17 protein-coding genes, 1 pseudogene and 1 riboswitch are annotated in these 22,556 nt (G+C 48.3%); of the genes and pseudogenes, 10 read left to right on the top strand and 8 right to left on the bottom strand.

Features of this window, described 5'->3' with window-relative positions; all coding sequences use genetic code 11:
- Positions 1–64 precede the first annotated feature (64 nt).
- Entirely contained in the window at positions 65–313 is a 249-nt protein-coding gene (locus T411_RS0106365) for a YciN family protein (RefSeq protein ID WP_001015826.1), read from the bottom strand.
- A gap of 337 nt (positions 314–650) precedes the next feature.
- Between T411_RS0106365 and topA the strand changes: the two genes are divergently transcribed.
- From topA to T411_RS0106385, 4 genes are all read left to right on the top strand, one after another.
- Positions 651–3,281: a type I DNA topoisomerase gene (topA, locus tag T411_RS0106370; protein WP_000520428.1), complete on the top strand. Its 2,631-nt coding sequence runs from the start codon at positions 651–653 to the stop codon at positions 3,279–3,281.
- A 667-nt stretch (positions 3,282–3,948) separates the two neighbouring features.
- Entirely contained in the window at positions 3,949–5,166 is a 1,218-nt protein-coding gene (gene glgC, locus T411_RS0106375) for a glucose-1-phosphate adenylyltransferase (protein WP_000929348.1), read from the top strand.
- A gap of 1 nt (position 5,167) precedes the next feature.
- Positions 5,168–6,622, top strand: coding sequence for a glycogen synthase GlgA (gene glgA, locus T411_RS0106380; protein WP_000434699.1), 1,455 nt, complete (start codon positions 5,168–5,170; stop codon positions 6,620–6,622).
- Positions 6,623–6,809: 187 nt separating this feature from the next.
- Positions 6,810–7,628 carry an alpha/beta fold hydrolase gene (locus tag T411_RS0106385; protein ID WP_000097999.1) on the top strand — a complete coding sequence of 273 codons (819 nt, stop codon included), beginning with the start codon at positions 6,810–6,812 and terminating at the stop codon, positions 7,626–7,628.
- 4 nt (positions 7,629–7,632) lie between these two features.
- Here T411_RS0106385 and T411_RS0106390 read toward each other — a convergent pair whose 3' ends face one another.
- The 5 genes from T411_RS0106390 to torD form a co-directional block, all read right to left on the bottom strand.
- A complete protein-coding gene (locus tag T411_RS0106390; RefSeq protein ID WP_000708710.1) occupies positions 7,633–7,944 on the bottom strand; it encodes a putative signal transducing protein in 312 nt (103 codons plus the stop codon).
- Between the two features lie 33 nt (positions 7,945–7,977).
- Positions 7,978–8,667 (bottom strand): TVP38/TMEM64 family protein, encoded by a 690-nt coding sequence (locus tag T411_RS0106395; protein ID WP_000277074.1) that lies wholly within the window; start codon positions 8,665–8,667, stop codon positions 7,978–7,980.
- Between the two features lie 354 nt (positions 8,668–9,021).
- Entirely contained in the window at positions 9,022–9,609 is a 588-nt protein-coding gene (locus tag T411_RS0106400) for a TfoX/Sxy family DNA transformation protein (protein WP_000360586.1), read from the bottom strand.
- Positions 9,610–9,722: 113 nt separating this feature from the next.
- Positions 9,723–9,809, bottom strand: a riboswitch (cyclic di-GMP riboswitch).
- 158 nt (positions 9,810–9,967) lie between these two features.
- Positions 9,968–10,978, bottom strand: coding sequence for an HTH-type transcriptional repressor PurR (gene purR / locus T411_RS0106405; protein WP_000201014.1), 1,011 nt, complete (start codon positions 10,976–10,978; stop codon positions 9,968–9,970).
- 406 nt (positions 10,979–11,384) lie between these two features.
- The gene (gene torD, locus T411_RS0106410; protein ID WP_000983169.1) at positions 11,385–12,047 is read right to left on the bottom strand and encodes a molecular chaperone TorD; all 663 of its coding nucleotides are present in this window, start codon (positions 12,045–12,047) and stop codon (positions 11,385–11,387) included.
- A gap of 224 nt (positions 12,048–12,271) precedes the next feature.
- On the opposite strand from torD, the gene torR reads away from it, so the two are divergent.
- The gene (gene torR, locus T411_RS0106415; RefSeq protein WP_000120286.1) at positions 12,272–12,976 is read left to right on the top strand and encodes a two-component system response regulator TorR; all 705 of its coding nucleotides are present in this window, start codon (positions 12,272–12,274) and stop codon (positions 12,974–12,976) included.
- Positions 12,977–13,076: 100 nt separating this feature from the next.
- Here torR and elyC read toward each other — a convergent pair whose 3' ends face one another.
- Positions 13,077–13,898: an envelope biogenesis factor ElyC gene (elyC, locus tag T411_RS0106420; RefSeq protein ID WP_000462427.1), complete on the bottom strand. Its 822-nt coding sequence runs from the start codon at positions 13,896–13,898 to the stop codon at positions 13,077–13,079.
- A gap of 116 nt (positions 13,899–14,014) precedes the next feature.
- Here elyC and cmoM point away from each other — a divergent pair, with 116 nt between their 5' ends.
- The 4 genes from cmoM to mukB are packed head-to-tail and all read left to right on the top strand — an operon-like array spanning position 14,015 to position 21,321.
- Positions 14,015–14,797, top strand: coding sequence for a tRNA uridine 5-oxyacetic acid(34) methyltransferase CmoM (cmoM, locus tag T411_RS0106425; protein ID WP_000133891.1), 783 nt, complete (start codon positions 14,015–14,017; stop codon positions 14,795–14,797).
- Between the two features lie 11 nt (positions 14,798–14,808).
- The gene (gene mukF / locus T411_RS0106430) at positions 14,809–16,146 is read left to right on the top strand and encodes a chromosome partition protein MukF (RefSeq protein WP_001288884.1); all 1,338 of its coding nucleotides are present in this window, start codon (positions 14,809–14,811) and stop codon (positions 16,144–16,146) included.
- Entirely contained in the window at positions 16,127–16,849 is a 723-nt protein-coding gene (gene mukE / locus T411_RS0106435; RefSeq protein ID WP_000099365.1) for a chromosome partition protein MukE, read from the top strand. Before mukF ends, mukE begins: the two co-directional genes overlap by 20 nt.
- Positions 16,846–21,321, top strand: coding sequence for a chromosome partition protein MukB (mukB, locus tag T411_RS0106440; RefSeq protein ID WP_000572778.1), 4,476 nt, complete (start codon positions 16,846–16,848; stop codon positions 21,319–21,321). Before mukE ends, mukB begins: the two co-directional genes overlap by 4 nt.
- Positions 21,322–21,402: 81 nt before the next feature.
- On the opposite strand, the pseudogene T411_RS01000000119125 reads toward mukB, so the two are convergent.
- Positions 21,403–21,845: pseudogene (locus T411_RS01000000119125) on the bottom strand (Lrp/AsnC family transcriptional regulator).
- Positions 21,846–21,952: 107 nt separating this feature from the next.
- Here T411_RS01000000119125 and T411_RS0106450 point away from each other — a divergent pair.
- Positions 21,953–22,537 carry a LysE family translocator gene (locus tag T411_RS0106450; RefSeq protein WP_000386713.1) on the top strand — a complete coding sequence of 195 codons (585 nt, stop codon included), beginning with the start codon at positions 21,953–21,955 and terminating at the stop codon, positions 22,535–22,537.
- The last annotated feature ends 19 nt before the right edge of the window (positions 22,538–22,556 follow it).

Consider the following 22,556-nt stretch of genomic DNA (forward strand, 5'->3'; position numbering starts at 1 on the left):
GGCGATAAAATCGGTTTTGGAGTAGATGTAAGTGATTGAAAAAAGCCTCATTACGAGGCTTTTATTATTTTTGTAGGGTAAATTCCGGTGAGAGATGATGAGCGAGATATTTAAACATATTAAATACCGCTGTGGTTTTCTCAGTAGGAAGGCCTTGTTCAGTGAGGAAATACTCACCTTTAAACACTAACACGCCTTCTTTCTCTTCCACTTGAGTGGCACGCATGCCTTCGATGTAACACTCATGATCTTGAATTAATTGGTTAGCAATCAGTAAAAGTTCAAATTCAGTGATCGGTTTTTTATGGTTCATGGTGATAACTCCTTACCATTGGATGCAGGCATTATAAGTAGGTAACCGGTGACAACCTTGACAGAAAGCAGGAAAAGGGCGATTTGTTCTCTAGATGAATTTGTGAGTTATTGCATATTTCGTCGTTTTGGGGTCGCGGTATACCGCGCTTCACTTTAGTATGGGCGCGTTTTTGACAGCAGAACAACATTTCGTCGATTTGTCGAGCAAATAAAAAGCTTTTAGAAAAAACAAGTTGATCTTCTTGTTATCTGGCTCGATAGTAAAAAAAAGAATTACATTTTAGAACGTCATGCGATTTAAATCGCGCCAAATGATGAAGGACAATTGAGTCAATATGGGTAAATCACTCGTTATCGTCGAGTCGCCAGCCAAGGCTAAAACCATCAATAAGTACCTTGGTAAAGACTTTATCGTGAAATCCAGTGTGGGACACGTGCGTGATCTGCCTACAGCAGGGCAAACGGCCACACCGACCGGTAAAGCGGCGGCAGCATCGACTAAGAAAGCATCTACTACTGATAAAGAGCAGCAAAAGCGTGAAAAAGAACGCGCAGCGCTGATCAAAAAGATGGGTGTCGATCCGTATCACGGCTGGCAAGCCAATTACCAAATTCTGCCCGGTAAAGAGAAAGTGGTGGCTGAGCTGCAAAAGCTCGCGAAAGACGCTGACAGCGTTTATCTCGCAACCGACTTGGACCGCGAGGGAGAAGCCATCGCTTGGCACCTTCGTGAGATCATCGGTGGCGATGAAAAGCGATATAAACGAGTGGTATTTAACGAAATCACCAAAAACGCCATTCAGCAGGCTTTTAAGCAGCCTGGTGAACTGAATATGGATGGCGTGAACGCTCAACAAGCACGCCGTTTCATGGACCGCGTGGTGGGCTTTATGGTCTCGCCACTGCTGTGGAAAAAAGTGGCGCGAGGCCTTTCCGCTGGTCGTGTACAGTCTGTCGCCGTGAAACTTCTGGTTGAGCGTGAACGCGAAATCAAAGCATTTGTTCCGGAAGAATTTTGGGACATCAATGCCGATACCTTGACCGCAGACAAGCAAGATTTTCGCCTGTTGGTGGCCCAAAAAGACGGTTTAGCTTTCAAGCCTGTGAACGAAACGGAAGCCTTGGCGGCGGTTGCTGCGCTCAATAAAGCGCAGTACGAAGTGTGCAAACGCGAAGACAAACCGACCACCAGTAAACCGAGTGCACCTTTTATTACGTCAACCCTGCAGCAAGCCGCGAGTACTCGCCTTGGTTATGGGGTGAAAAAGACCATGATGCTCGCTCAGCGTTTGTATGAAGCGGGTTACATCACCTATATGCGTACCGACTCAACCAACTTGAGTGCGGAAGCGGTTGAGAATCTGCGTGGCTACATCACCAAGCATTACGGTGAGGCGTATTTGCCGAGCCAGCCAAATGTGTATGGCAGCAAGCAAAATGCCCAAGAGGCGCACGAAGCGATTCGTCCTTCGGATGTGACTGTCACCGCCGACGATCTGGAAGGAATGGAAGCGGATGCACACAAGCTGTATGCCCTGATTTGGAATCAGTTTGTGGCCTGTCAAATGACACCTGCGCAATACGATTCCACGACAGTCAGTGTAAAAGCGGCAGAGTACACCCTGAAAGCGAAAGGTCGTATCCTCAAGTTTGATGGTTGGACTCGCGTACAGCGCCCGTTGGGTAAAAACGAAGATCAGATCCTGCCTCCGGTGAAGATCGGTGATAGCCTAAAGCTCGTCAGCCTAGATCCGAAACAGCACTTTACCAAACCGCCAGCGCGTTACACGGAAGCGGCATTGGTGAAAGAGTTAGAAAAGCGTGGTATTGGTCGCCCATCGACGTATGCATCGATCATTTCCACCATTCAAGACCGCGGTTATGTGAAAGTCGATCAGCGCCGTTTCTTCGCGGAAAAAATGGGCGAAATTGTCACCGATCGTCTTGATGAGAATTTTGACGACTTGATGAACTACGACTTTACCGCGCGTATGGAAGAGAAACTCGACCAAATCGCCGAAGGTGAAGTGAACTGGACCGCAGTACTGGATGAGTTCTTTGCTGATTTCAGTCGCGACCTCGAAACGGCGGAGCAAGATGAAAGCTTAGGTGGCATGAAGCCTAATCACATCGTGATGACCAATATTTTGTGTCCGACCTGCTCGCGTCCGATGGGGATCCGCACGGCATCGACAGGGGTGTTTTTAGGCTGTTCTGGCTATGCATTACCGCCGAAAGAGCGCTGCAAAACCACCATCAACTTAGGTGACGAAGAAGGGGTGATCAACGTTCTCGAAGAGGATGTCGAAACCGCAGCACTGCGTGCTAAGAAGCGTTGCCCAATTTGTGAAACGGCGATGGATGCGTATCTGATTGACGATAAGCGTAAGCTGCATGTTTGTGGTAACAATCCGAACTGTGAAGGCTTTATCGTTGAAGAAGGCGAGTTCAAAGTCAAAGGCTATGAAGGCCCAACCGTCGAGTGTGATAAATGTGGCTCAGACATGGTGCTGAAAAATGGCCGCTTTGGTAAGTACATGGGTTGTACCAACGATGCTTGTAAAAATACGCGTAAGATCCTGAAAAATGGCGAAGTTGCGCCACCGAAAGAAGAGCCAGTGCATTTCCCTGAACTGCCTTGTGAAAATTCGGATGCGTATTTTGTGCTGCGTGATGGTGCATCTGGCTTGTTCTTTGCGGCGAGCAATTTCCCTAAATCGCGTGAAACGCGCGCGCCTTTGGTGGAAGAGTTGAAACGTTTTGCTGAGCGTTTGCCAGAAAAATACCAGTATCTGACTTCTGCACCCGCACATGATCCTGATGGCTTACCTGCTGTGGTGCGCTTCTCTCGTAAAGAGAAAGAGCATTACGTGCGTACCGAGACAGAGGGTAAACCTTCCGGTTGGATGGCGGTTTACCAAGAGGGTAAATGGTTGGTCACGGATAAACGCAAAAACGCGAAATAATCCGACTCATCCTTTGTTCAATCAAAATAAGACAGGCAGCCTCGCTGCCTTGTCTTATTTTTGTATCAGGCTTTGCGAAGCAGTTCTGAGAAATACCAGATTGGTATTGATGCTTTTCATCATCAATTTGCCAGAGTGTGACTCACGAAAGAGTCTTACACTTTGATCCTGCCTACTATGAGATTAACCACTCAATCTGAGTCCTTTTAGCGAGTTCTGGCGTTACCTTCTCGCAAACTTTGCGCCCCAGAACCCAACGCTCTTTCTCAGTCCGATATTTATCCGCTACGTATTCTTTTCTATGTATTGAGCGATTTTCTTCGCTAAATCATCATTTTTATTATTTAGGAGGTGAGCTGACATTCAGGCAGTTAATGTGCCGTGATGGCTGAATATGAGGTTTATGTCATTGAACCACCAAAAGAGTGTGAGTTGGAATAAGTCTTTTCCATCTCGTTTTGTTTCACCACTGAGATTTTAAGAAATTGATTGGTATTCGGCCAAGGATTCGATAACGTATAGCCAACCGATTGCATTGTTTATTCAGCACATTTGTGCTGGCTGTCGTACTGATGTTGCTGTCGGTTAGCATGGAGCGCCGAGCCAGGACCCCCAAAGCAAAAATTTCGTGGTTCGGCAAATATTATAAAAGAATGGAGAACAACACATGGCTGGAGTATTAGGCATGATTTTGGCGGGAGGAGAAGGGTCACGTTTGAAGCCGTTGACTGAAACCCGTACCAAGCCGGCAGTTCCTTTTGGTGGAAGCTACCGTTTAATCGACTTTGCACTCAATAATTTCGTGAATGCCGATTTAATGCGGATTTATGTTCTGACGCAGTTCAAATCGCAATCGCTATACATTCATATGAAAAAGGGCTGGAATCTTTCCGGGATCACAGACCGTTTTATCGACATTATTCCAGCACAGATGCGTGATGGAAAACGTTGGTATGAAGGCACTGCCGATGCGATTTATCAAAACCTCCGTTTTGTTGAGATCGTCGCGCCGGATCAAGTCTGTATTTTTGGTTCAGACCATATCTACAAGATGGATATTCGCCAAATGCTCGATTTTCATCGCCGTATGGAAGCGGAGTTGACCGTTTCTGCACTGCGTATGCCGATCAGCCAAGCCTCTCAGTTCGGGGTGATTGAAGTGGATGAAAACGGCAAAATGGTCGGTTTTGAAGAGAAACCGAGCAATCCCAAATCGATCCCCGGTGAGCCTGAGTGGGCACTGGTCTCGATGGGTAACTACATCTTCGAAGCGGAAACGCTCAGCAAAGAACTGCGTGAAGATGCTGAAAATAACCAGTCCAGCCATGACTTTGGCAAAGACATTATTCCGAAAATGTTCCCGCGCGGTAAAGTCTATGTGTATGACTTCACGACCAACAAAATTAAGGGAGAGAAGGAATCGACCTACTGGCGTGATGTCGGAACCATCGAATCGTATTGGTCGGCACATATGGACTTGCTCGACAAAGATCCAGAATTTTCGCTATACAACCGTAGTTGGCCGCTGCACACCTACTATCCTCCTTTGCCACCTGCGACGTTTGTGGATGTCAAAGACAAGAAAGTCAAAATCACAGATAGCTTGATCTCTGGGGGAAGTTATATCCAAGGATCAACCATTTATAAATCAGTTCTGGGTTTCCGTAGCAACATTGCTGCTGGCTCTTTTATCAGTGAATCTGTTATCTTGGGCGACGTGAAAATTGGAGCTGGCTGCACGATTAAGCGCGCCATTATCGATAAAGATGTCGAGATCGCCGCCGGTACCATCATTGGTGAAGATTTGGAAATGGACAGAAAGCGTTTCCACGTTTCCGATGAAGGGATTGTGGTGATTGCGAAAGGTAGTAAGGTAGGATTCTAGAATGGAACAATTCAACGTTTGGTTTACCGTTTCAGAAGTACAGGGGCTGGTAAAAAGTGGTGGCCTGGCCGATGTGGCAAAAGCGCTGCCACAAGCGTTGAAAGCGTTGCATCAGCAGGTAGCCATTGCGCTGCCTGCTTATCGTTCAGTACCGGGAAAGGAAGACGCAGAGTTAGTACTGGAAACAGAGCTGACACACTGGCCGCACACGCAGTATCGTGTTTTAAAACGCGATCTAGACGGTGTGCCAATCTATCTAATTGATTGCCCTGCTTATTTTGACCGCCCGGCGCTGTATGCTGAGAATAATCAAGCCTATGCCGATAATGGTGAACGGTTTGGTTTTTTCTCTGCAGCGTGTTTGGACGTACTGCCGAAACTCGGTATTCAGCCTGACATCATTCATGCGAATGATTGGCACACAGGCTTAGTGCCTTTTTTGTTGAAAACCCGTTATCGCTATGACAGCTTTTTTGAGCAAGTCAAAAGTGTGCTGACGGTGCATAACGCGATTTTTAAAGGGATCTTTTCCTACCATCAGTTAGAAGTCATTCCTGAGCTCAATTTATCGGGTATGGAATTTCTGCAATACGGTCACGATCATGTGAGCATGCTGCGGGCGGGGATCGCTTTTGCGGATAAAGTGAATGCGGTGAGTCCTAATTATGCGGCTGAGCTTTTAACGCCTCTTGGGGCTCACGGGCTGGTGGATGATTTTGTGCGCCGAGCGCGCGATTTACACGGTATCGTCAACGGTTGTGATTACAGCGAGTGGAATCCAAGAACCGACCACTATCTGCCAGCAACCTACAGCGATGAGCCTGAGTCGATGCGCAAGGGGAAAGCGCTGTGTAAAACGGCGCTGCAGGAAGAGTTACACCTGCCGGTTACCGATGTACCTCTGTTTGGTATGGTTTGCCGTTTAACGCATCAGAAAGGCTTTCATTACTTGTTGCCGATTTTAGAGCAGTTCCTGCGCAATAACGTTCAAGTGGTTATTGTTGGTACTGGTGAGCCGGAAGTTGCTGCGCGGTTGAATAAGATCGCTCATTATCATCGAGCCAAGTTTGCGTTTGTCGAAACCTACAGTGAGCGTTTAGCGCACTGGGTTGAAGCGGGATCGGATTTCTTCTTAATGCCTTCTGAATTTGAAGCCTGTGGGCTCAATCAGATTTACAGCATGGCTTATGGCACTCTGCCTATTGTTCGTGAAGTGGGTGGCTTGAAAGATACGGTGAACGATTACGATAAATTCCCGGAGCGCGCGACAGGCTTTGGTTACCAAGAGCCCACGCCAGAAGCTCTATTGATCACGATGCAGCGGGCACTCTTGTTTTATCTGCAGCAGCCAGAAGAGATGCTGAAAGTGCAACAACGTGCCATGCAGCAAAACTTCAGTTGGGAAGAGTCTGCCCAAGAATATATGAAGATGTATCGACTCGCGCGATTTGGCTAACGATATCACCGTCCGATTTGAAGCGGCAGCAGTGTTGGCTGCCACTCCAAGTCGTTTGGGTCTATGAAGCATCTCTCAGGCACCGCAAGGTGCCTTTTTTCTGTTTCACTCAACAGTTTCTTACAACTGGGGGGATTCTCTTGACTAAGATTATGGTAGTCTTGGCCTGCGTAATTAAGAGGTTTCAATGTCTTCCCCTATGACTGCCATTGCCGAAAAAGTGCTGTTTCACAAAACTTATCTTCACCCGACAAGTCAGGAGTGGGTGGTGTTCGTTCATGGTGCGGGGGGCAGCTCATCCATATGGTTCAAGCAGATCAAAGCGTATCGGCAGCATTTCAATTTATTGCTGATTGATTTGCGCGGCCATGGGAAATCCAATCAGTTACTCAGAGACTGGATTGCCAATCGCTATACGTTTAAGACTGTGACGCTGGATGTGCTGAAAGTGCTTGATCACTTGAAAATCCAGTCGGCGCATTTTGTGGGCATGTCGCTGGGTACCATCATAGTGCGTAACCTTGCTGAGCTTGCCACGCATCGGGTCAATTCTATGGTGCTTGGTGGCGCGGTCACACGACTTAATGCGCGTTCGCAAGTGTTGGTTAAGCTAGGACATTTGAGTAAGCACCTCATCCCGTACATGTGGCTGTATCGTTTATTTGCTTACATAGTGATGCCGCAGCGTAGTCAAAAAGAGTCTCGCCATCTGTTTATTCGTGAAGCGCAAAAGCTCTGTCAGAAAGAATTTAAACGTTGGTTTACGTTAACCGCTGAGGTGAATCCGCTGATGCGTTATTTCCGCGACCGTGAATTGCCGATCCCAACCTTATATTTGATGGGAGAGAAGGACTACATGTTCATCCATCCTGTGAAAGAGATGGTGGCGCTCCACGCACAAAGTGAGCTGTATGAAATCCCAAACTGCGGTCATGTATGTAATGTCGAGCAGCCTGAGCTGTTTAATCAGCGTTCTATCGAGTTTATCCAGCGCCAAATCCGTTAATCCCTCACTGAGTGGTTTGGCTAAAACCACACTGCCAGCAGGCGGAAAATTGCCCTTCATGATGCTCCCCACACTCTGGGCATTGCCAGCATTCGGCGGGGGGGGGATTGAGAAATTCTCGGATGATTTGCTGCGCTGCGGTTTGTTGCTCCGGTTTCTGTAACCAAAGTGAAGGGGCGCTGCTGGAATCCATCGGGATCTCGCCGCGCAGCGCAAACAGCATTTCTCCACGCAACTCACACGCTATCCCTTGCTGATGCAAAAGCTGCATCAGCATGTGCGCTTCAAGCGGATGAGTGGCCGTGTAGATTTTCATTGTCCTTCCTAGCTTACTTTTACCAAGAGTGACTTACTTCACTGGCGATTGAGTGGCACGCTGTTGAAATTTACCCATGAGCCATTTCACCACTATCGGAAATACGCCTAACAAAACGAATGAAGCGAGCACAGGGAGCGACACAATTTCGCCTAGGCTTGAGATTTCCGCCAGTTGAGTACCCGCATTGAGATACACCGCCGTACCCGGCAGCATACCAAGTTGGCTGACCCAGTAGTAACGCCAAGTGGAGATAGGCGTTAGCCCCATCACTAAGTTAATCAGGAAAAATGGAAAAATCGGGATCAGTCGCAGAGAGAGTAAATAAAACGCGCCATCTCGTTCAATACCTTGATTGATGGTTTGCAATTTATCAGCGAATTTAGCTTGCACCCAATCTCGCAATAAGAAGCGGCTACTGAGAAAGGCGAGAGTGGCACCAATGGTACTGGCAAAAGAAGCCAGCAGTAAGCTCAACCAAAAGCCAAATAGGGCCGCTCCCAACAAAGTCACGACCGTTGCGCCGGGGATTGAAAATGCGGTTAGGAGAACATACACCACAAAATAGATCAGTGCGGCTTGCAGCAAATGGGCATCAATATAATTCGCTAATTCGGCTTGTTTGGCTTTCGCAACATCCAGTGTGAGGTATTGGCTAAACTGCGTCACCAAGAGCGCGGCAATGGCAATCAAAACAATGGCGATGATGAGTTTTTTATACATTCGAGTACCTAGTCATTACTTTATGGTTTGTGGGGCGTGATATTGCCCGTTTTACTTGGCTCTTCAGCGGTGTGGGCTACGTTTCTTCACCCAATCATAGAGTGTCTCTGGTTTGATGTGGGTGCACACAGTGACCGCCGACTTGTCACTCCAAGTCATTAGAGTATCGCTCATTACTCAAGTATATCGTCTGTAACTGAATTTACTGGAGATACATAGAGAGCCTAAAAGTAAAGACAGGCCAAAGGCCGTTTTTCTTTCAAAAAAATAACGCGCCACTTTGGACGCGTTATGAAATATAGGGTGTGTAAAAACACAGGATGATTACAGGCGTTGATGAACTCAAAATGAAACTCAGAGATGCCTTAATAGCTCATCACGACGATTTTGTGGGATCACCGACCAATGTTTACCTTCGATTGCGCCTTCTAGAGCCCATAGCAACTCTAAACTCACCTCTGCCGTGTGAGTTCGTTGAACCGCTTTATAAGCTTCGACAGAACCAAGAGTCTGAAGAGACTCGACGGTGTCGATACCTGCTTTTTTGAGCATTCTTTCTGTTGCTAAACGCAAGTTAGGAAGATCTTTCAAACGATCAGGTTTCGCTTGTGCTTGAGTTTCACGTTCGGCCTTAGCGACCTCCAGTGCTGCACGCGCTTCATTGAGGATAGAGTCTGGATGACTCCAACAATCTTCAGGTAGAGCGTAGTACTTAGTTACAACGGGGAAGCCACGTTTTTTGTAAACATAAGGTTCATAACCTTGCTGTTTATACTTTTCGATTGTGGCGTCATCTGCACGGATGTGCAGCGTATCGTTAACCACAAGCGCAAACATAGTTTCGTCGACGAAAATACCAAAGCCACCAAACATTGAACGAGATTTAACACGTCCTAGCTGCTCAAAGAGCCGCATTGAATCTTTTAATACTGGTTTATCCATGCTGTTAGTCTCGGAGTATTGTTACATACGCCACCAAGTCAGGTCCGAGAAAATTAGCAAAAGCATGCATTCATAGTGTCAATGATGAGTCAACAAAGTGTATGCATTTTGCCATCGGTAACCCCGCTACCTACCACGTCTTCTGGTTTAGGCCGGAGGCTTTGCGTCCCACTCTTTCGAATGGTTTGCCCTGTGCGTGACATTTTTCCTGATAAAAATTAATCATTCTTGGGTCATTCTCACATACTGATATTTCAAATGTGAGAATGAGCCCTACTAATAATACTCGCACTACATATGTTTTGTCATATTTATGTGACAAGCTTTCAAATATAGGCGTTATGAATTGTCAAGAAAGTTAGGATTTTGTCAAGTCTTTCACCGTGTCGCGCTCTACGATCTCTGGGTGCATTTCGAAAATTCGGCGCTCGTGTTCTTTGTCTTTAATGCGTTCTAGCAAAATTTCAAACGCGTTCTTACCCACACGACGCTTAGGTTGGTGCACTGTGGTCAGTGGTGGAGAGAAGTATTCTGCTAACTCGATATTATCGTAACCGATGACAGACATATCTTCTGGAATACGTATCCCTTTCTGTTGCAAACGGCTCATCAAACCTAATGCCATCGTATCGTTGAAACAGAATACCGCCGTGGGGCGCTTGTCCATCGCAATGATTTTATCCGCCGCTAAAACGGCAGTATCACACTCAAAGTTACCTTCCAAGATCCAATCTTCATTGACGGTCAACTTGGCTTCCGCCATCGCGCGACGGAAACCTTGAATGCGCTCTTGGCATGCGGCTTTGACGAAGTGACCACTCAAACATGCAATCTCAGTGTGACCGCGGTCAGTGAGGTATTTGGTCGCGAGGTAGCCGCCTTCTTCGGAGTTATCGATGATTTTATCGGCGTGCGACGTTTCTGGACCCCAATCCATAACCACTTTTGGAATATCTTTGTGCGCATCCAACATATCTTGCAGCTCTTGGGTCAGGTCTGAGCACATCACCAAAATGCCATCAACCCGTTTTTCGGCCAGCATGCGGATATAATCGCGTTGCTTTTCATAGATGCCGCCTGTGTTACATAGGATCAGCGTATAGCCTTGACGGTAACAATAGCTTTCCACACCGTCGATAACTTCCGAGAAAAACAGGTTAGTAGATTGCGTCACTAACATACCAATCGTGCGAGTGGTATTGCACTTTAAGCTGCGTGCCACGGCACTTGGCGCGTAGTTCAGCTGCTTAACGGCTTCCATCACTTTCTCTTGGGTGGTTTCTGCCACAAAGCGAGTTTTATTGATGACGTGAGAAACGGTAGTGGTTGACACGCCCGCAAGGCGCGCCACATCTTTAATCGTAGCCATAGAGTGTTCCTGTCGATGACTGCTGCCAGCGAATAACATCGGTGGATTTAATCAGCAGAAGTAAGGCGAGACTGAGCGAATCTTCACACTCTGTGCGAGCACATGTCCAACACTATGCCGTACGTAAAGCGCTTCAATCACTATGCCTAAAGTAATAAACCTAAAGTAATAAAAAACAAAAACCGCCGAGAAACAGCGGTTGAAATTTTTACTCGTTTTTATCGTTTGCGGATGGATTTTAGACTGCAAATCTCTCCGTCGCAACGAAATTCATTCACCAAACTATAAGCCATTTCACAATTAATTCGTCTATCCCCTTCCTATTTGATCCTGCCGTGGTGTTGGCTACCACGTGAAGCCGTTTGGGATAGATAAAATAGGCTGGCTTTCCGCTTTGCCTGTCTGGCTAATGGGTCTCTTGGATCAGCTCATCAAGACAGTGTTTATCTTGCTGAATAAAGGCTAACGCTAAACGAGCGGCGGCTGAGTACAATCCGAAAGCATCAAATTGAGTGCAACGTTCAGCAAAGGCAGGTAGCCAAGTGAGTAAGTGTTGACTTATGAAGTCGGACTGAGCTTGGAGCGCTAAACTCAGTTGTGCTGAGTGCTCAATTTGGTTAGCACTGATTGCAAGATGCGCTAAAAAATCGAGCTGGATGGCAAGATGATCCTCGGGCTCATTGAGATTTTGTTCAACCTTAACCCCATGTGCGCTGAGTAACTCACGCATTTGCTGCGCAGGCTTGCCATTGAGTAAACCTTGATCGGTATAGACAGAAGCATAGGGCAGGGCGGAATCACGGTCTGATTTCAAAAAGAGATCACAGAAATCTGCAGCGAGCTCTAGCTGTGCATCTTGGCGATCTTGCAAGCGATTGAGCGCCTCGACCAAGTGTTTAACTTCGCGGCTCAAGCTTTGCTCATCAGCGAGTCCGCTTAAAAAAGTACGAACTTCTGCTGAGTGATAGCGAGCAATATCTTGCTCACTCAGTTCTTTAAAAAACAGGCTCGACAGCCACCAATAGATTTCAGCACGCTTTTCATTGAGGATTTTCAGTTCTTGCATCATCTCTGCACTCCCAATCGATGTGTGCTTAGTCTAAACCATAAAAATGAACAGCTATCACGGTGATTGTGACAGTTTGTGAAAAGAAAAGAATAGGTTGTTAATCTGTTAAATGAAGTTTGCTTTGCATCAAGAAACAGTGAGGTTTCTCACGATTTTTCTCGAGTTATTAACAAATATGAATAGAATAACCCTGCGATACATCCAGTTATTTAAAATGGTGCATTATGAGCTATCACGTACTTGTGGTTGAAGATGACCTCGTCACGCGAAGTAAGTTAAGTGGTTACTTTCAAAATGAAGGTTACCAAGTGACGGAAGCAGAAAGTGGCGCACAGATGAGAGAAGCGTTAGAGCTCAATGACATCGATCTGGTTTTGCTGGACATTAATTTGCCCGGTGAAGACGGTCTGTTATTGACGCGAGAATTGCGCAGCCAGTCGGAGATTGGCATTATTTTAGTGACAGGACGCACCGACAGTATCGACAAAATCGTTGGCCTCGAAATGGGCGCGGACGATTATGTCACCAAACCTGTTGACCTACGCGAGCTTCAGGTTCGTGTAAAAAACTTATTATGGCGAATTTCCCTCGCACAGCGAGAGAGAATTACCGACAAACACGATGACAAACTGGTGCATTTTGGTGAGTGGACGTTCGATGTTCAGCGCCGTGCATTAAGCCGTAACGGTGAGCCAGTCAAGCTCACTAAAGCGGAATACGAGTTGTTGGTTGCGCTTTCTTCTTATCCTAATCAAGTGATGAGTCGTGAGCGGATTTTGAACATGATCAGTCACCGTGTGGATGCGCCAAACGACCGTACGATTGACGTATTGATCCGCCGTATGCGCGCCAAAATGGAAATGGATCCGAAAAACCCGCAAATCTTTGTGACGGTTCACGGCGAAGGGTACATGTTCGCTGGGGATTAAACACTGAGAGTGTCCTCATCGTTTCTGCATTGTAAAAATTAAAAAACTGGCTAAATGCCAGTTTTTTAATGCTACTTATGATCCCCCAAAGCGGATGAGACTAAGGTGCGCTTGGTGCCTCTTCAACCACCGGTGGAGTAAGCACAGGCTCACTGCTATCCCCCGCCACAGTATCTCGCAGGGTTTGCCACATCAGTCCTAAAGTTTCATGCCAATACTGCTCAGTTTGCTCAAGATAACGCGATCTTGGAATGTATTTATCCCAAGGCTGAATAATATTGAGGTGGCCTAAGTAATTGGTCGGGGCAGGAATAGGTGTTAAGCCCGCCGATTCAAATTCACGCATCGCACGCTTCATGTGGCTCGCTGAGGTGACGAGCACCATACGTTTTTGTTGCACGAAAGCGGCCGCTTGGCGCGCTTCTTCCCAAGTATCTTTAGCGGTTTCCAGCAAAATAATATCCGATTTAGGCACGCCTAACGCCAAAGCAACACGCGCCATCATCCGAGCATGGCTAACTTCGCTGCCGCCAGCGTAACCGGAGAGGATAAGTTTCGAGCCCGGATACATACGACTAATACGAATGCCTTCTGTTAAGCGCATGAGCGCAGCACGAGTAAGCTCGGAGGTGGGGGGAATATCATCATCAATGACATGGCCATTCCCGAGCACCATCACGTAGTCAAGAGTACCTTCTACGGGTAAAAATGCCGTGTAAGTACGTTCAAGTGGCATCAACAAACGAGTCGCCACGGGTTGAAAGGAAACCAGAAATAGCCCAGTGAGGGAGAATAACACTACTAGGCAGCCAGTTTTACGTTTTGCCGTGAACATGATCAACATCAGGCCCACGAAACCAATGATCAGCAGCGCTGGCAGAGGCATCAACAGTGAAGAAAAAATTTTTTTCAGCTCAAACATAGAGAAAACAGTCCGAAAAAACAGCACTTGAGTATAAAAAGAGTCGAAGCCTCTTTATTCCTGCCATTCGTATGACAGAATAGCAGGCACGGTTCGTTATCATAACTCAAGCTACTGTGACAGAAGATCGCAATTTCGACGATATTGCCCACAAATTTGCAAAAAATATATACGGTTCTGACAAAGGTGAGATCCGCCAATTCATTGTTTGGGAAGATTTGGAGCAGCTTCTCAGTCAACTGGACACGCAAAAAGTTCCCTTGCACGTGCTCGATGCGGGTGGCGGCTTGGCGCAAGTATCGCAAAAAATCGCTCGCCTTGGGCATCGAGTGACACTCTGTGATCTTTCTTCGGAAATGTTGCAATTGGCCGAACAGGATATTGCAAACAATGGTCTGCTTGAGAAGTATCGCTTCGTCCATTCACCAGTGCAGACGATTCAAGCACACCTTGATGCGCCCGTGGATTTGGTGCTGTTTCATGCGGTGATGGAATGGTTAGCGGAACCTAAACCAGCGTTGCAAAATTTGCTGGCGCAAGTCAGACCGGGCGGCATGGTGTCGGTGATGTTTTACAACTATCACGGTTTGGTTTACAAAAACGCCGTGTGTGGCAACATTCCGCACGTGCTAGAGGATATGCCGCACCGCAAACGGTTTAAATTACAACCGCAGAAAGGCTTGCTCCCCGAAGAAGTCTACCAATGGATCGAAGAATCGGGTTTTGAGATCTGCGGGAAATCCGGTATTCGTTGTTTCAGTGATTACATCGGAAACATGAAAAACATGGGCGAATACCAGTATGAGGATTTGGTGGCACTGGAGCGCAAATTCTGCCGTCAGGAGCCTTACCTCTCATTGGGTCGATACATTCACGTATGGGCTAAGAAAAAACAATAACAGGAAACACAATGAGTGAGTTTACTCAGGATACTGTGCAAAAGCCCATCGACGAACTCGTCACTTGGGTAAAACAGTATGACTTCTCATTGAATCTGCCTACTGAGCGGCTGGCATTTTTGCTCGCGATTGCTGTGCTTAGTAATGAAAGATTTGATGAAGAGCTCGGAGAAGGGGAACTTCACGATGCATTCGCGATAGTGACGCGCTTGTTTGCAGAATCGGGAGAAGCCTCAGCCTTTCGGGCTAACAATGCGATTAATGATCTGGTCAAGCAGCGCTTACTAAGCCGTTTTACCAGCGAAATGACGGAAGGTGCCAGCATCTACCGTTTGACTCCGTTGGCGATCGGCATTACCGATTACTATGTGCGTCATCGCGAATTTTCCAAACTCAAACTATCCATCCAACTCTCTATGGTGGCGGATGAGATGGCGAAAGCCGTGGAATCTGCGCAGCAGGGTGGCAGTGTCGCTCATTGGCGCAAAAACGTGTTTGGCGTGCTCAAATATTCGGTGAGTGAAATCTTCGATCGCATCGACCTTAACCAGCGTGTGATGGATGAGCAGCAGCAATCGGTCAAAGAGCAGATTGCGGATCTGCTGAATAAAGATTGGCGCGATGCGATCAACAACTGTGAAGCCTTGCTGTCTGAGACTTCCGCCACACTGCGTGAGCTGCAAGATACCTTGCAAGCGGCAGGCGATGAGTTGCAAACGCAAATCCTCGATATTCAGGAGTGCGTGTATGGCGATCTGGAATTGGATTTCATCGAAGAGACGCTGTTTGCGCTGCAAATGAAGCTCGACCGCATTACGAGCTGGGGTCAGCAGTCGATTGATCTTTGGATCGGTTACGACCGCCACGTCCACAAGTTTATTCGTACCGCGATTGATATGGACCAGAACCGCGCGTTCAGCCAACGTCTGCGTCAGTCAATGAACGACTATTTTGAACAACCTTGGTATCTCACTTACGCCGATGCAGAACGCCTATCCGATCTGCGTGATGAAACCTTGACCCTGCGTGACGAAGAAGTTACCGGTCATGTGCCGACAGAAGTGGAATACGAAGAGCTGCAACAAGTGAACGACGAACTTGCGCAGCGGATTGGCGACATGCTGAAAGTGCATAAAGAGCAGGGCGCAGCAATTGATTTAGCCCTTGTGCTGCGTGATTACCTAGCTAGCCATCCACGAACCCATCATTTCGATTTAGCCCGAATGGTTGTCGACCAAGCGGTAAGGCTGGGTTACTCCGAGTCCGACTACCGCGCTATCCAGCCTGACTGGACGGCGATCAACGATTTTGGCGCAAAGGTACAAGCGAATGTCATCGACCGATATTAATGAATACATGCCAGAGAATCTGGCCAAAGCGATTGCGAACCCGCTATTCCCAGCGCTAGATAGTTTGCTGCGTGCGGGACGTCATGTTTCCAGTGACGATTTGGATAACCACGCCTTCCTGTCGGATTTTGAACCGGATTTGGCGCTGTTTTATCAACGCTACCACACCGAACTAGTGCGCGCGCCGGAAGGTTTTTTCTATTTGCGTCCTCGTTCAACTTCTCTTATCAACCGCAGTGTGCTCTCTGAGCTGGATATGCTGGTGGGTAAAGTGCTCTGTTTCCTCTATCTGAGCCCTGAGCGTTTAGCGCACGAAGGCATTTTTACCAACCAAGAGCTGTACGATGAGCTACTGACACTGGTGGAAGAGAAGAAGCTGATGAAGCTGGTGACCAACCGTGCGAGCGGCTCGGATCTGGATCGCGAGAAGCTGTTTGAAAAAGTGCGAACCTCGCTGCGTCGGTTACGTCGCCTCGGTATGGTGATCACCATTGGTGATACGGGCAAATTCCGCATCACTGAAGCGGTATTTCGTTTTGGTGCGGATGTACGTTTGGGCGGTGATTTGCGTGAAGCGCAGCTGCGCCTAATCCGTGATGGTGAAGCCGTGGTACATACCCCAGAACCAAGCCAGCAAAGCTTGTTGGAAAACCCAACAGCTGAGTACGACGAAGAGCAAACCGAGTGGGAAGATGAAGCATGATTGAACGAGGTAAATATCAATCGCTAACCATGATCAACTGGAACGGCTTCTTTGCGCGTACCTTTGACATTGATAATTTAGTGACCACTTTATCTGGTGGTAACGGTGCGGGTAAGTCTACCACCATGGCGGCGTTTATCACCGCTTTGATCCCAGACCAAAGCCTGCTCCATTTTCGTAACACCACCGAAGCGGGGAGCTCGCAAGCGTCACGCGATAAAGGTTTGTACGGTAAGTTGCAAGCGGGGGCGTGTTACGCGGCGCTGGATGTGGTGAACTCACGTAACCAACGTTTACTGTTTGCGGTGAAGCTGCAACAAGTGGCGGGACGTGATAAGAAAGTCGACATCAAACCTTTCTTGATCCAAGGTTTGCCAAGTCATGTTAAACCGACCGATGTGTTGGTCGAAACCGTATCCGACAAACATGCGCGTGTTCGCCAAATCAATGAAGTGAAAGATGCCGTGGGTCAAATTGAAGGCGCGCATTTCAAATCTTTCCCGTCGATTGTCGACTACCACGCGCAGATGTTTGAATTTGGCGTGATCCCGAAAAAACTGCGTAACAGCTCAGACCGTTCAAAATTCTACCGTTTGATTGAAGCTTCGCTTTATGGCGGTATTTCCAGCGCGATCACCCGTTCACTGCGTGATTATCTGCTGCCACAAAATGGCGGAGTGAAAAAAGCCTTCCAAGATATGGAATCCGCGCTGCGTGAAAACCGCATGACACTGGAAGCGATCAAGACCACGCAAGCGGATCGCGATCTGTTCAAACACCTGATCACCGAATCGACCAATTATGTAGCTGCGGACTACATGCGCCACGCCAATGATCGCCGTAACAAAGTGGGACAAACTTTGGTTCTGCGCGGTGAGCTGTTCTCTTCTCGTGAAACCCTGATTGAACAAAACAGCTTGCTGAACCGTGTTCACGAAGAGTTAGAACTGCTGGTTGAGCAAGAGTCGGCGCTGGAGCAAGATTACCAAGGCGCGTCTGACCACTTGCAATTGGTGCAAAACGCGCTGCGTCAGCAAGAAAAAATTGAACGCTATCAAGAAGATCTCGAAGAGCTGAATTTCCGCCTCGAAGAACAGATGATGGTGGTGGAAGAAGCCAATGAGCGAGTGATGATGGCCGAAGAGCGCGCCACCATCAGTGAAGAGGAAGTGGATAGCCTCAAATCGCAATTGGCCGATTATCAGCAAGCTCTTGATGTGCAGCAGACCCGTGCTCTGCAATATCAACAAGCCGTGCAAGCGCTCGATAAAGCGCGCCGCTTACTGGATAAGCCAGAACTCACTGCAGAAAGTGCGCAAGCGTTAGCAACTCAACTGAAAGCGGAGCAGGAAACGCGCACCAGCGAACTGTTGGCACTCAAGCACAAGCTGGATATGTCTTCAGCCGCCGCGCAGCAGTTCAACCATGCGTTTGACTTGGTGAAACGCGTGTTGGGTGAGGTCGCGCGCAGTGAAGCTTCGAAGCAAGCGCAGCAAGTGATCCGCCAAGCGCGTGAAGCTCAGAATGTGCTGCAAAATGAAGCGCAGTGGCAAGCACAACAACGAGACCTTGAGCGCCAACTTGAGCAGCAACGCAGCGTGCGTGAGCTGGCAACCCAATACCACAAGCAACATATGGTAGCCTTGGATGATGCCGCGACCGTCGAGTTAGAGCGTGAGCGCCACTCTGCACTGCTAGAAGAGCTGGAAACCGAGCAGGAAAACTGCCGTGAACAACGTGGTCAACTGCGCCATCAAGAGCAAGAACTGCAAACGCAAATCGCCCGTTTTGAGTCGATTGCGCCAGCATGGATCAAAGCTAACGATGCGTTAGAAACGCTACGCGAGCAAAGTGGTGCAGAACTGGCCGATAGCCAATCTGTCATGGCGCACATGCAGCAAGTATTGGAGCTGGAAAAAGCCCAATCCATGGCGAAAGATAAGCTCGCCGAGCGCCGCGCGAAACTCGATAGCGAAATTGAGCGTTTAGCGTCTCCGGGGGGCTCGAACGATCCGCGTCTGAAAGGTCTGGCGGATACGCTAGGCGGTGTACTGCTATCGGAAATTTATGACGACATCACCATTGATGATGCGCCGTATTTCAGTGCGATGTACGGTCCTGCGCGTCACGCGATTGTGGTATCGGATCTCTCTGGCATCAAAGAAAAACTGGTTGAACTGGATGACTGTCCGGAAGATCTCTACCTCATCGAAGGCGATGTAGATGCGTTTGATGACAGCTCATTCAATGCCGAAGAGCTAGAAGGTGCGGTGTGCGTTCAGCTTAACCAGCGCCAAATGCGCTACTCGCGCTTCCCAGCCATTCCACTGTTTGGCCGCGCGGCGCGTGAGCAGCGTTTAGAGCTGCTGCGAGAAGAGCGTGATGACGTGGTTGAGCAACACGCCAAAGCTTCGTTCGATTCGCAAAAGCTGCAACGTCTGTACGCCAGCTTCAACCAGTTTGTGGCGATGCATTTGCAAGTGGCGTTTGATGCCGACCCTGAGCAAGCCTTAGCGAATGCGCGCGATAAGCGTAATCAACTGCTGCGCTCCATCAGCGAATTTGAAGCGCAAGAGCAGCAACTGCGTAGCCAGTTGCAAGCCAGTAAACAAGCGTTAGCTGCGCTAGACAAACTTGCGCCGCAAATGGGTCTACTTGACGAAGAGACGCTCGAAGCCCGTTACCAAGAGCTTGAAGAGAAACTGCAACAGCTGAGTGAGGCAAAAGCCTTTATCGCTGCGCATGGCCGCACCATCAGCGAGCTGGAAAAAGTGGCGGCGGTACTCGATGCCGACCCAGAGCAGTTTGATGCGCTGGAGCAGCAATACCAGCAAGCGGACCAAGCACTGCAGCAACTCAAAGCGCAAATTTTTGCACTGTCGGATCTGCTTGAACGCCGTCACCACTTTGCTTATTCCGACTCGGTGGATCTGCTCAACCAAAGCAGTGAGCTGAGTGAACAGCTCAAAGCCAAATTGGTGCAGGCGGAAAGTGAACGTACCCGTAGTCGTGAAGAGCTGAAACAGGCGCAAGCTCAGCTCAGCCAATACAATCAGCTATTGGCGTCACTGAAAAGTTCACACCAAGCTAAGCTAGAAACGGTGCAAGAGTTCAAACAAGAGCTACAAGAGTTTGGCGTGCATGCTGACGAAGGCGCGATTGAACGTGCTCAGCGTCGTCGTGATGAGCTGCAAGAACGTCTACACACTTCGCGCAGCCGTAAGAGTGAATACGAACGCACCATCACATCTACTGAGCTGGAAATGAAAGCGCTGGTCAAGCGCATGAAGAAAGTCGAGAAAGATTATCAAGATCTGCGCACTTTCGTAGTGAACGCGAAAGCGGGTTGGTGCTCGGTACTGCGCCTTGCGCGCCAAAATGATGTTGAGCGTCGTCTGCACAAGCGTGAGCTGGCTTACTTGTCTGCCGATGAACTGCGTTCAATGTCGGATAAATCCTTGGGTGCGCTGCGTCTAGCGGTCGCTAACAATGAAGATCTGCGTGATGCACTGCGCCAGTCGGAAGATAACTCGCGTCCTGAGCGTAAAGTGCTGTTCTACATTGCGGTGTATCAGCATCTGCGTGAGCGTATTCGTCAAGACATCATTCGCACGGACGATCCAGTCGAAGCGATTGAAGAGATGGAAGTGGAACTGGCTCGTTTGACCGAAGAGTTGACTCAACGTGAACAACGTTTGGCGATCAGTTCAGATTCGGTTGCTAGCATCATTCGCAAAACCATTCAACGTGAGCAAAACCGTATTCGTATGCTCAACCAAGGACTGTCGAACATCTCCTTTGGTCAGGTGAATGGCGTGCGCCTGAATGTGAAAGTGCGTGAAAGCCATGAGATCCTGCTGGCAGGATTGTCTGAGCAGCAAGCGCAACACAAAGATCTGTTTGAAAGTGCGCGTTACACCTTCTCAGAAGCGATGGCCAAGCTGTTCCAACGTGTGAACCCACACATCGACATGGGTCAACGTTCACCGCAAGTGCTGGGTGAAGAGCTGCTGGATTACCGTAACTACCTAGAGCTGAGTGTGGAAGTCAACCGTGGTTCGGATGGTTGGCTGCAAGCGGAATCGGGCGCATTATCGACCGGTGAAGCGATCGGTACCGGTCAGTCAATTCTGTTGATGGTGGTGCAGAGCTGGGAAGAAGAGTCGCGTCGTCTGCGCAGTAAAGATATTGTGCCGTGTCGTCTGTTGTTCCTCGATGAAGCCGCGCGTCTGGATGCTAAATCCATCGCCACCTTGTTTGAGCTGTGTGAGCGTCTGGATATGCAGTTACTGATTGCAGCGCCAGAGAACATCAGCCCAGAGAAGGGCACCACTTACAAACTGGTACGTAAAGTGTTTAAAGATCACGAACACGTACATGTGGTAGGGTTACGCGGCTTTGCGCAAACCGAAAAGCCAAAAACCGCTGAGCAGAAGTTCGCCGAAGAACTTGCAGGTGAGTTGACGGAATAGTTGAGACCCATCAGGGCTTGATATGAAAACGCCTTTCAAATGGAAGGCGCTTTTTTTTTGCAGCTGTGCTTGTTGGTGAGTTTACTGTCGCTCATCTTTGGGTGAATCCATCACCACCATGGTAGTAATGGATTTCACTACCGCACATTCGCCGAGTACATCAGCATGGAAGCGTTTATAAGCCACCAGATCTTTGGTTTCCACGCGCAGCAAGTATTCGTTCATACCGGTGATGTTGTGGCATTCCACTACTTCTTTGGCAAAGCGTACATGCTGCTCAAAGCTGAGCTGTGATTGCTTGGTATGGCTGTTTAAGCCAATCGCCACATACGCGATAAAACCAACCTCAAGCTGGTTTTTATCCAATACCGCGCGATAGCCTTTGATAATTTTCTTACGCTCTAAATCTTGCACGCGACGCAGGGTGGCGGAGGGCGATAACCCTACGCGTTCGCCAACTCTACATTCGAGACTCGGCCATCGAGTTGCAGCTCGTGCAATATTCTTTCGTCAAACCTGTCCATAATTCTCTTTTGTTGTGCATTCAGTGTTTTGTTCGCTCATATAAACACAAAATTGCGTCAGAGAGCGATTAATATTTTTGCATCTGACATTAATCGAGAACATTGTTATGGATTACACCTTATTTGGGCCGCTGCTGGCGTTTGCTTTTGTGTCTACTTTTTCGCCGGGGCCTAACAACATCATGCTAATGACCTCAGGAGCCAATGTTGGTTTTCTGCGCACTATCCCGCACATGCTGGGGATTACGTTTGGTTTTAGCATCATGGTATTGCTGGTGGGAGTGGGCTTGACGGAACTGTTTCAGCGTTATCCGATCCTTCAACAAGGGTTACAAATTCTCTGCACTCTGTATTTGGTGTATCTGGCGATCAAAATTGCTCTGAGCCGACCATCCAAAGATGGGCAAGAGTATCAGCCGATGTCTTTTGTGGCGGCGGCGCTGTTTCAGTGGGTGAACCCCAAAGGTTGGTCAATGGCGCTCACGGTGGTGAGTGTGTTTAACCCTCATGCGAGCTGGCTGCAGTTAGGTTTAATTGCGCTGGTTTTTGCGTTAGTGAATTTACCTTCAGTCAGTGTGTGGACTGCTGCAGGAAAGCAACTGAGCTACTGGATGAATCATCCCAATTATGTGCGTTGGTTTAATGGAGCGATGGGGGGATTGTTACTGCTTTCGGTGGTACCGATGCTTTGAAAATACCCCCTCCCGACCT

Origin of the sequence: Vibrio cholerae ATCC 14035, from assembly GCF_000621645.1 — a bacterium.
In the GTDB taxonomy this organism is placed as follows: Bacteria; Pseudomonadota; Gammaproteobacteria; order Enterobacterales; family Vibrionaceae; genus Vibrio; species Vibrio cholerae.

What these genes read in the sequence shown, in the direction of transcription:
- T411_RS0106365 (WP_001015826.1), bottom strand. Translation starts at nt 313, where the DNA reads ATGAACCATAAAAAACCGATCACTGAATTTGAACTTTTACTGATTGCT.
- glgA (WP_000434699.1), top strand. Translation starts at nt 5,168, where the DNA reads ATGGAACAATTCAACGTTTGGTTTACCGTTTCAGAAGTACAGGGGCTG.
- T411_RS0106450 (WP_000386713.1), top strand. Translation starts at nt 21,953, where the DNA reads ATGGATTACACCTTATTTGGGCCGCTGCTGGCGTTTGCTTTTGTGTCT.
- glgC (WP_000929348.1), top strand. Translation starts at nt 3,949, where the DNA reads ATGGCTGGAGTATTAGGCATGATTTTGGCGGGAGGAGAAGGGTCACGT.
- T411_RS0106395 (WP_000277074.1), bottom strand. Translation starts at nt 8,667, where the DNA reads ATGTATAAAAAACTCATCATCGCCATTGTTTTGATTGCCATTGCCGCG.
- mukE (WP_000099365.1), top strand. Translation starts at nt 16,127, where the DNA reads ATGTCATCGACCGATATTAATGAATACATGCCAGAGAATCTGGCCAAA.
- T411_RS0106390 (WP_000708710.1), bottom strand. Translation starts at nt 7,944, where the DNA reads ATGAAAATCTACACGGCCACTCATCCGCTTGAAGCGCACATGCTGATG.
- purR (WP_000201014.1), bottom strand. Translation starts at nt 10,978, where the DNA reads ATGGCTACGATTAAAGATGTGGCGCGCCTTGCGGGCGTGTCAACCACT.
- torD (WP_000983169.1), bottom strand. Translation starts at nt 12,047, where the DNA reads ATGATGCAAGAACTGAAAATCCTCAATGAAAAGCGTGCTGAAATCTAT.
- T411_RS0106385 (WP_000097999.1), top strand. Translation starts at nt 6,810, where the DNA reads ATGTCTTCCCCTATGACTGCCATTGCCGAAAAAGTGCTGTTTCACAAA.
- mukB (WP_000572778.1), top strand. Translation starts at nt 16,846, where the DNA reads ATGATTGAACGAGGTAAATATCAATCGCTAACCATGATCAACTGGAAC.
- torR (WP_000120286.1), top strand. Translation starts at nt 12,272, where the DNA reads ATGAGCTATCACGTACTTGTGGTTGAAGATGACCTCGTCACGCGAAGT.
- mukF (WP_001288884.1), top strand. Translation starts at nt 14,809, where the DNA reads ATGAGTGAGTTTACTCAGGATACTGTGCAAAAGCCCATCGACGAACTC.
- elyC (WP_000462427.1), bottom strand. Translation starts at nt 13,898, where the DNA reads ATGTTTGAGCTGAAAAAAATTTTTTCTTCACTGTTGATGCCTCTGCCA.
- T411_RS0106400 (WP_000360586.1), bottom strand. Translation starts at nt 9,609, where the DNA reads ATGGATAAACCAGTATTAAAAGATTCAATGCGGCTCTTTGAGCAGCTA.
- topA (WP_000520428.1), top strand. Translation starts at nt 651, where the DNA reads ATGGGTAAATCACTCGTTATCGTCGAGTCGCCAGCCAAGGCTAAAACC.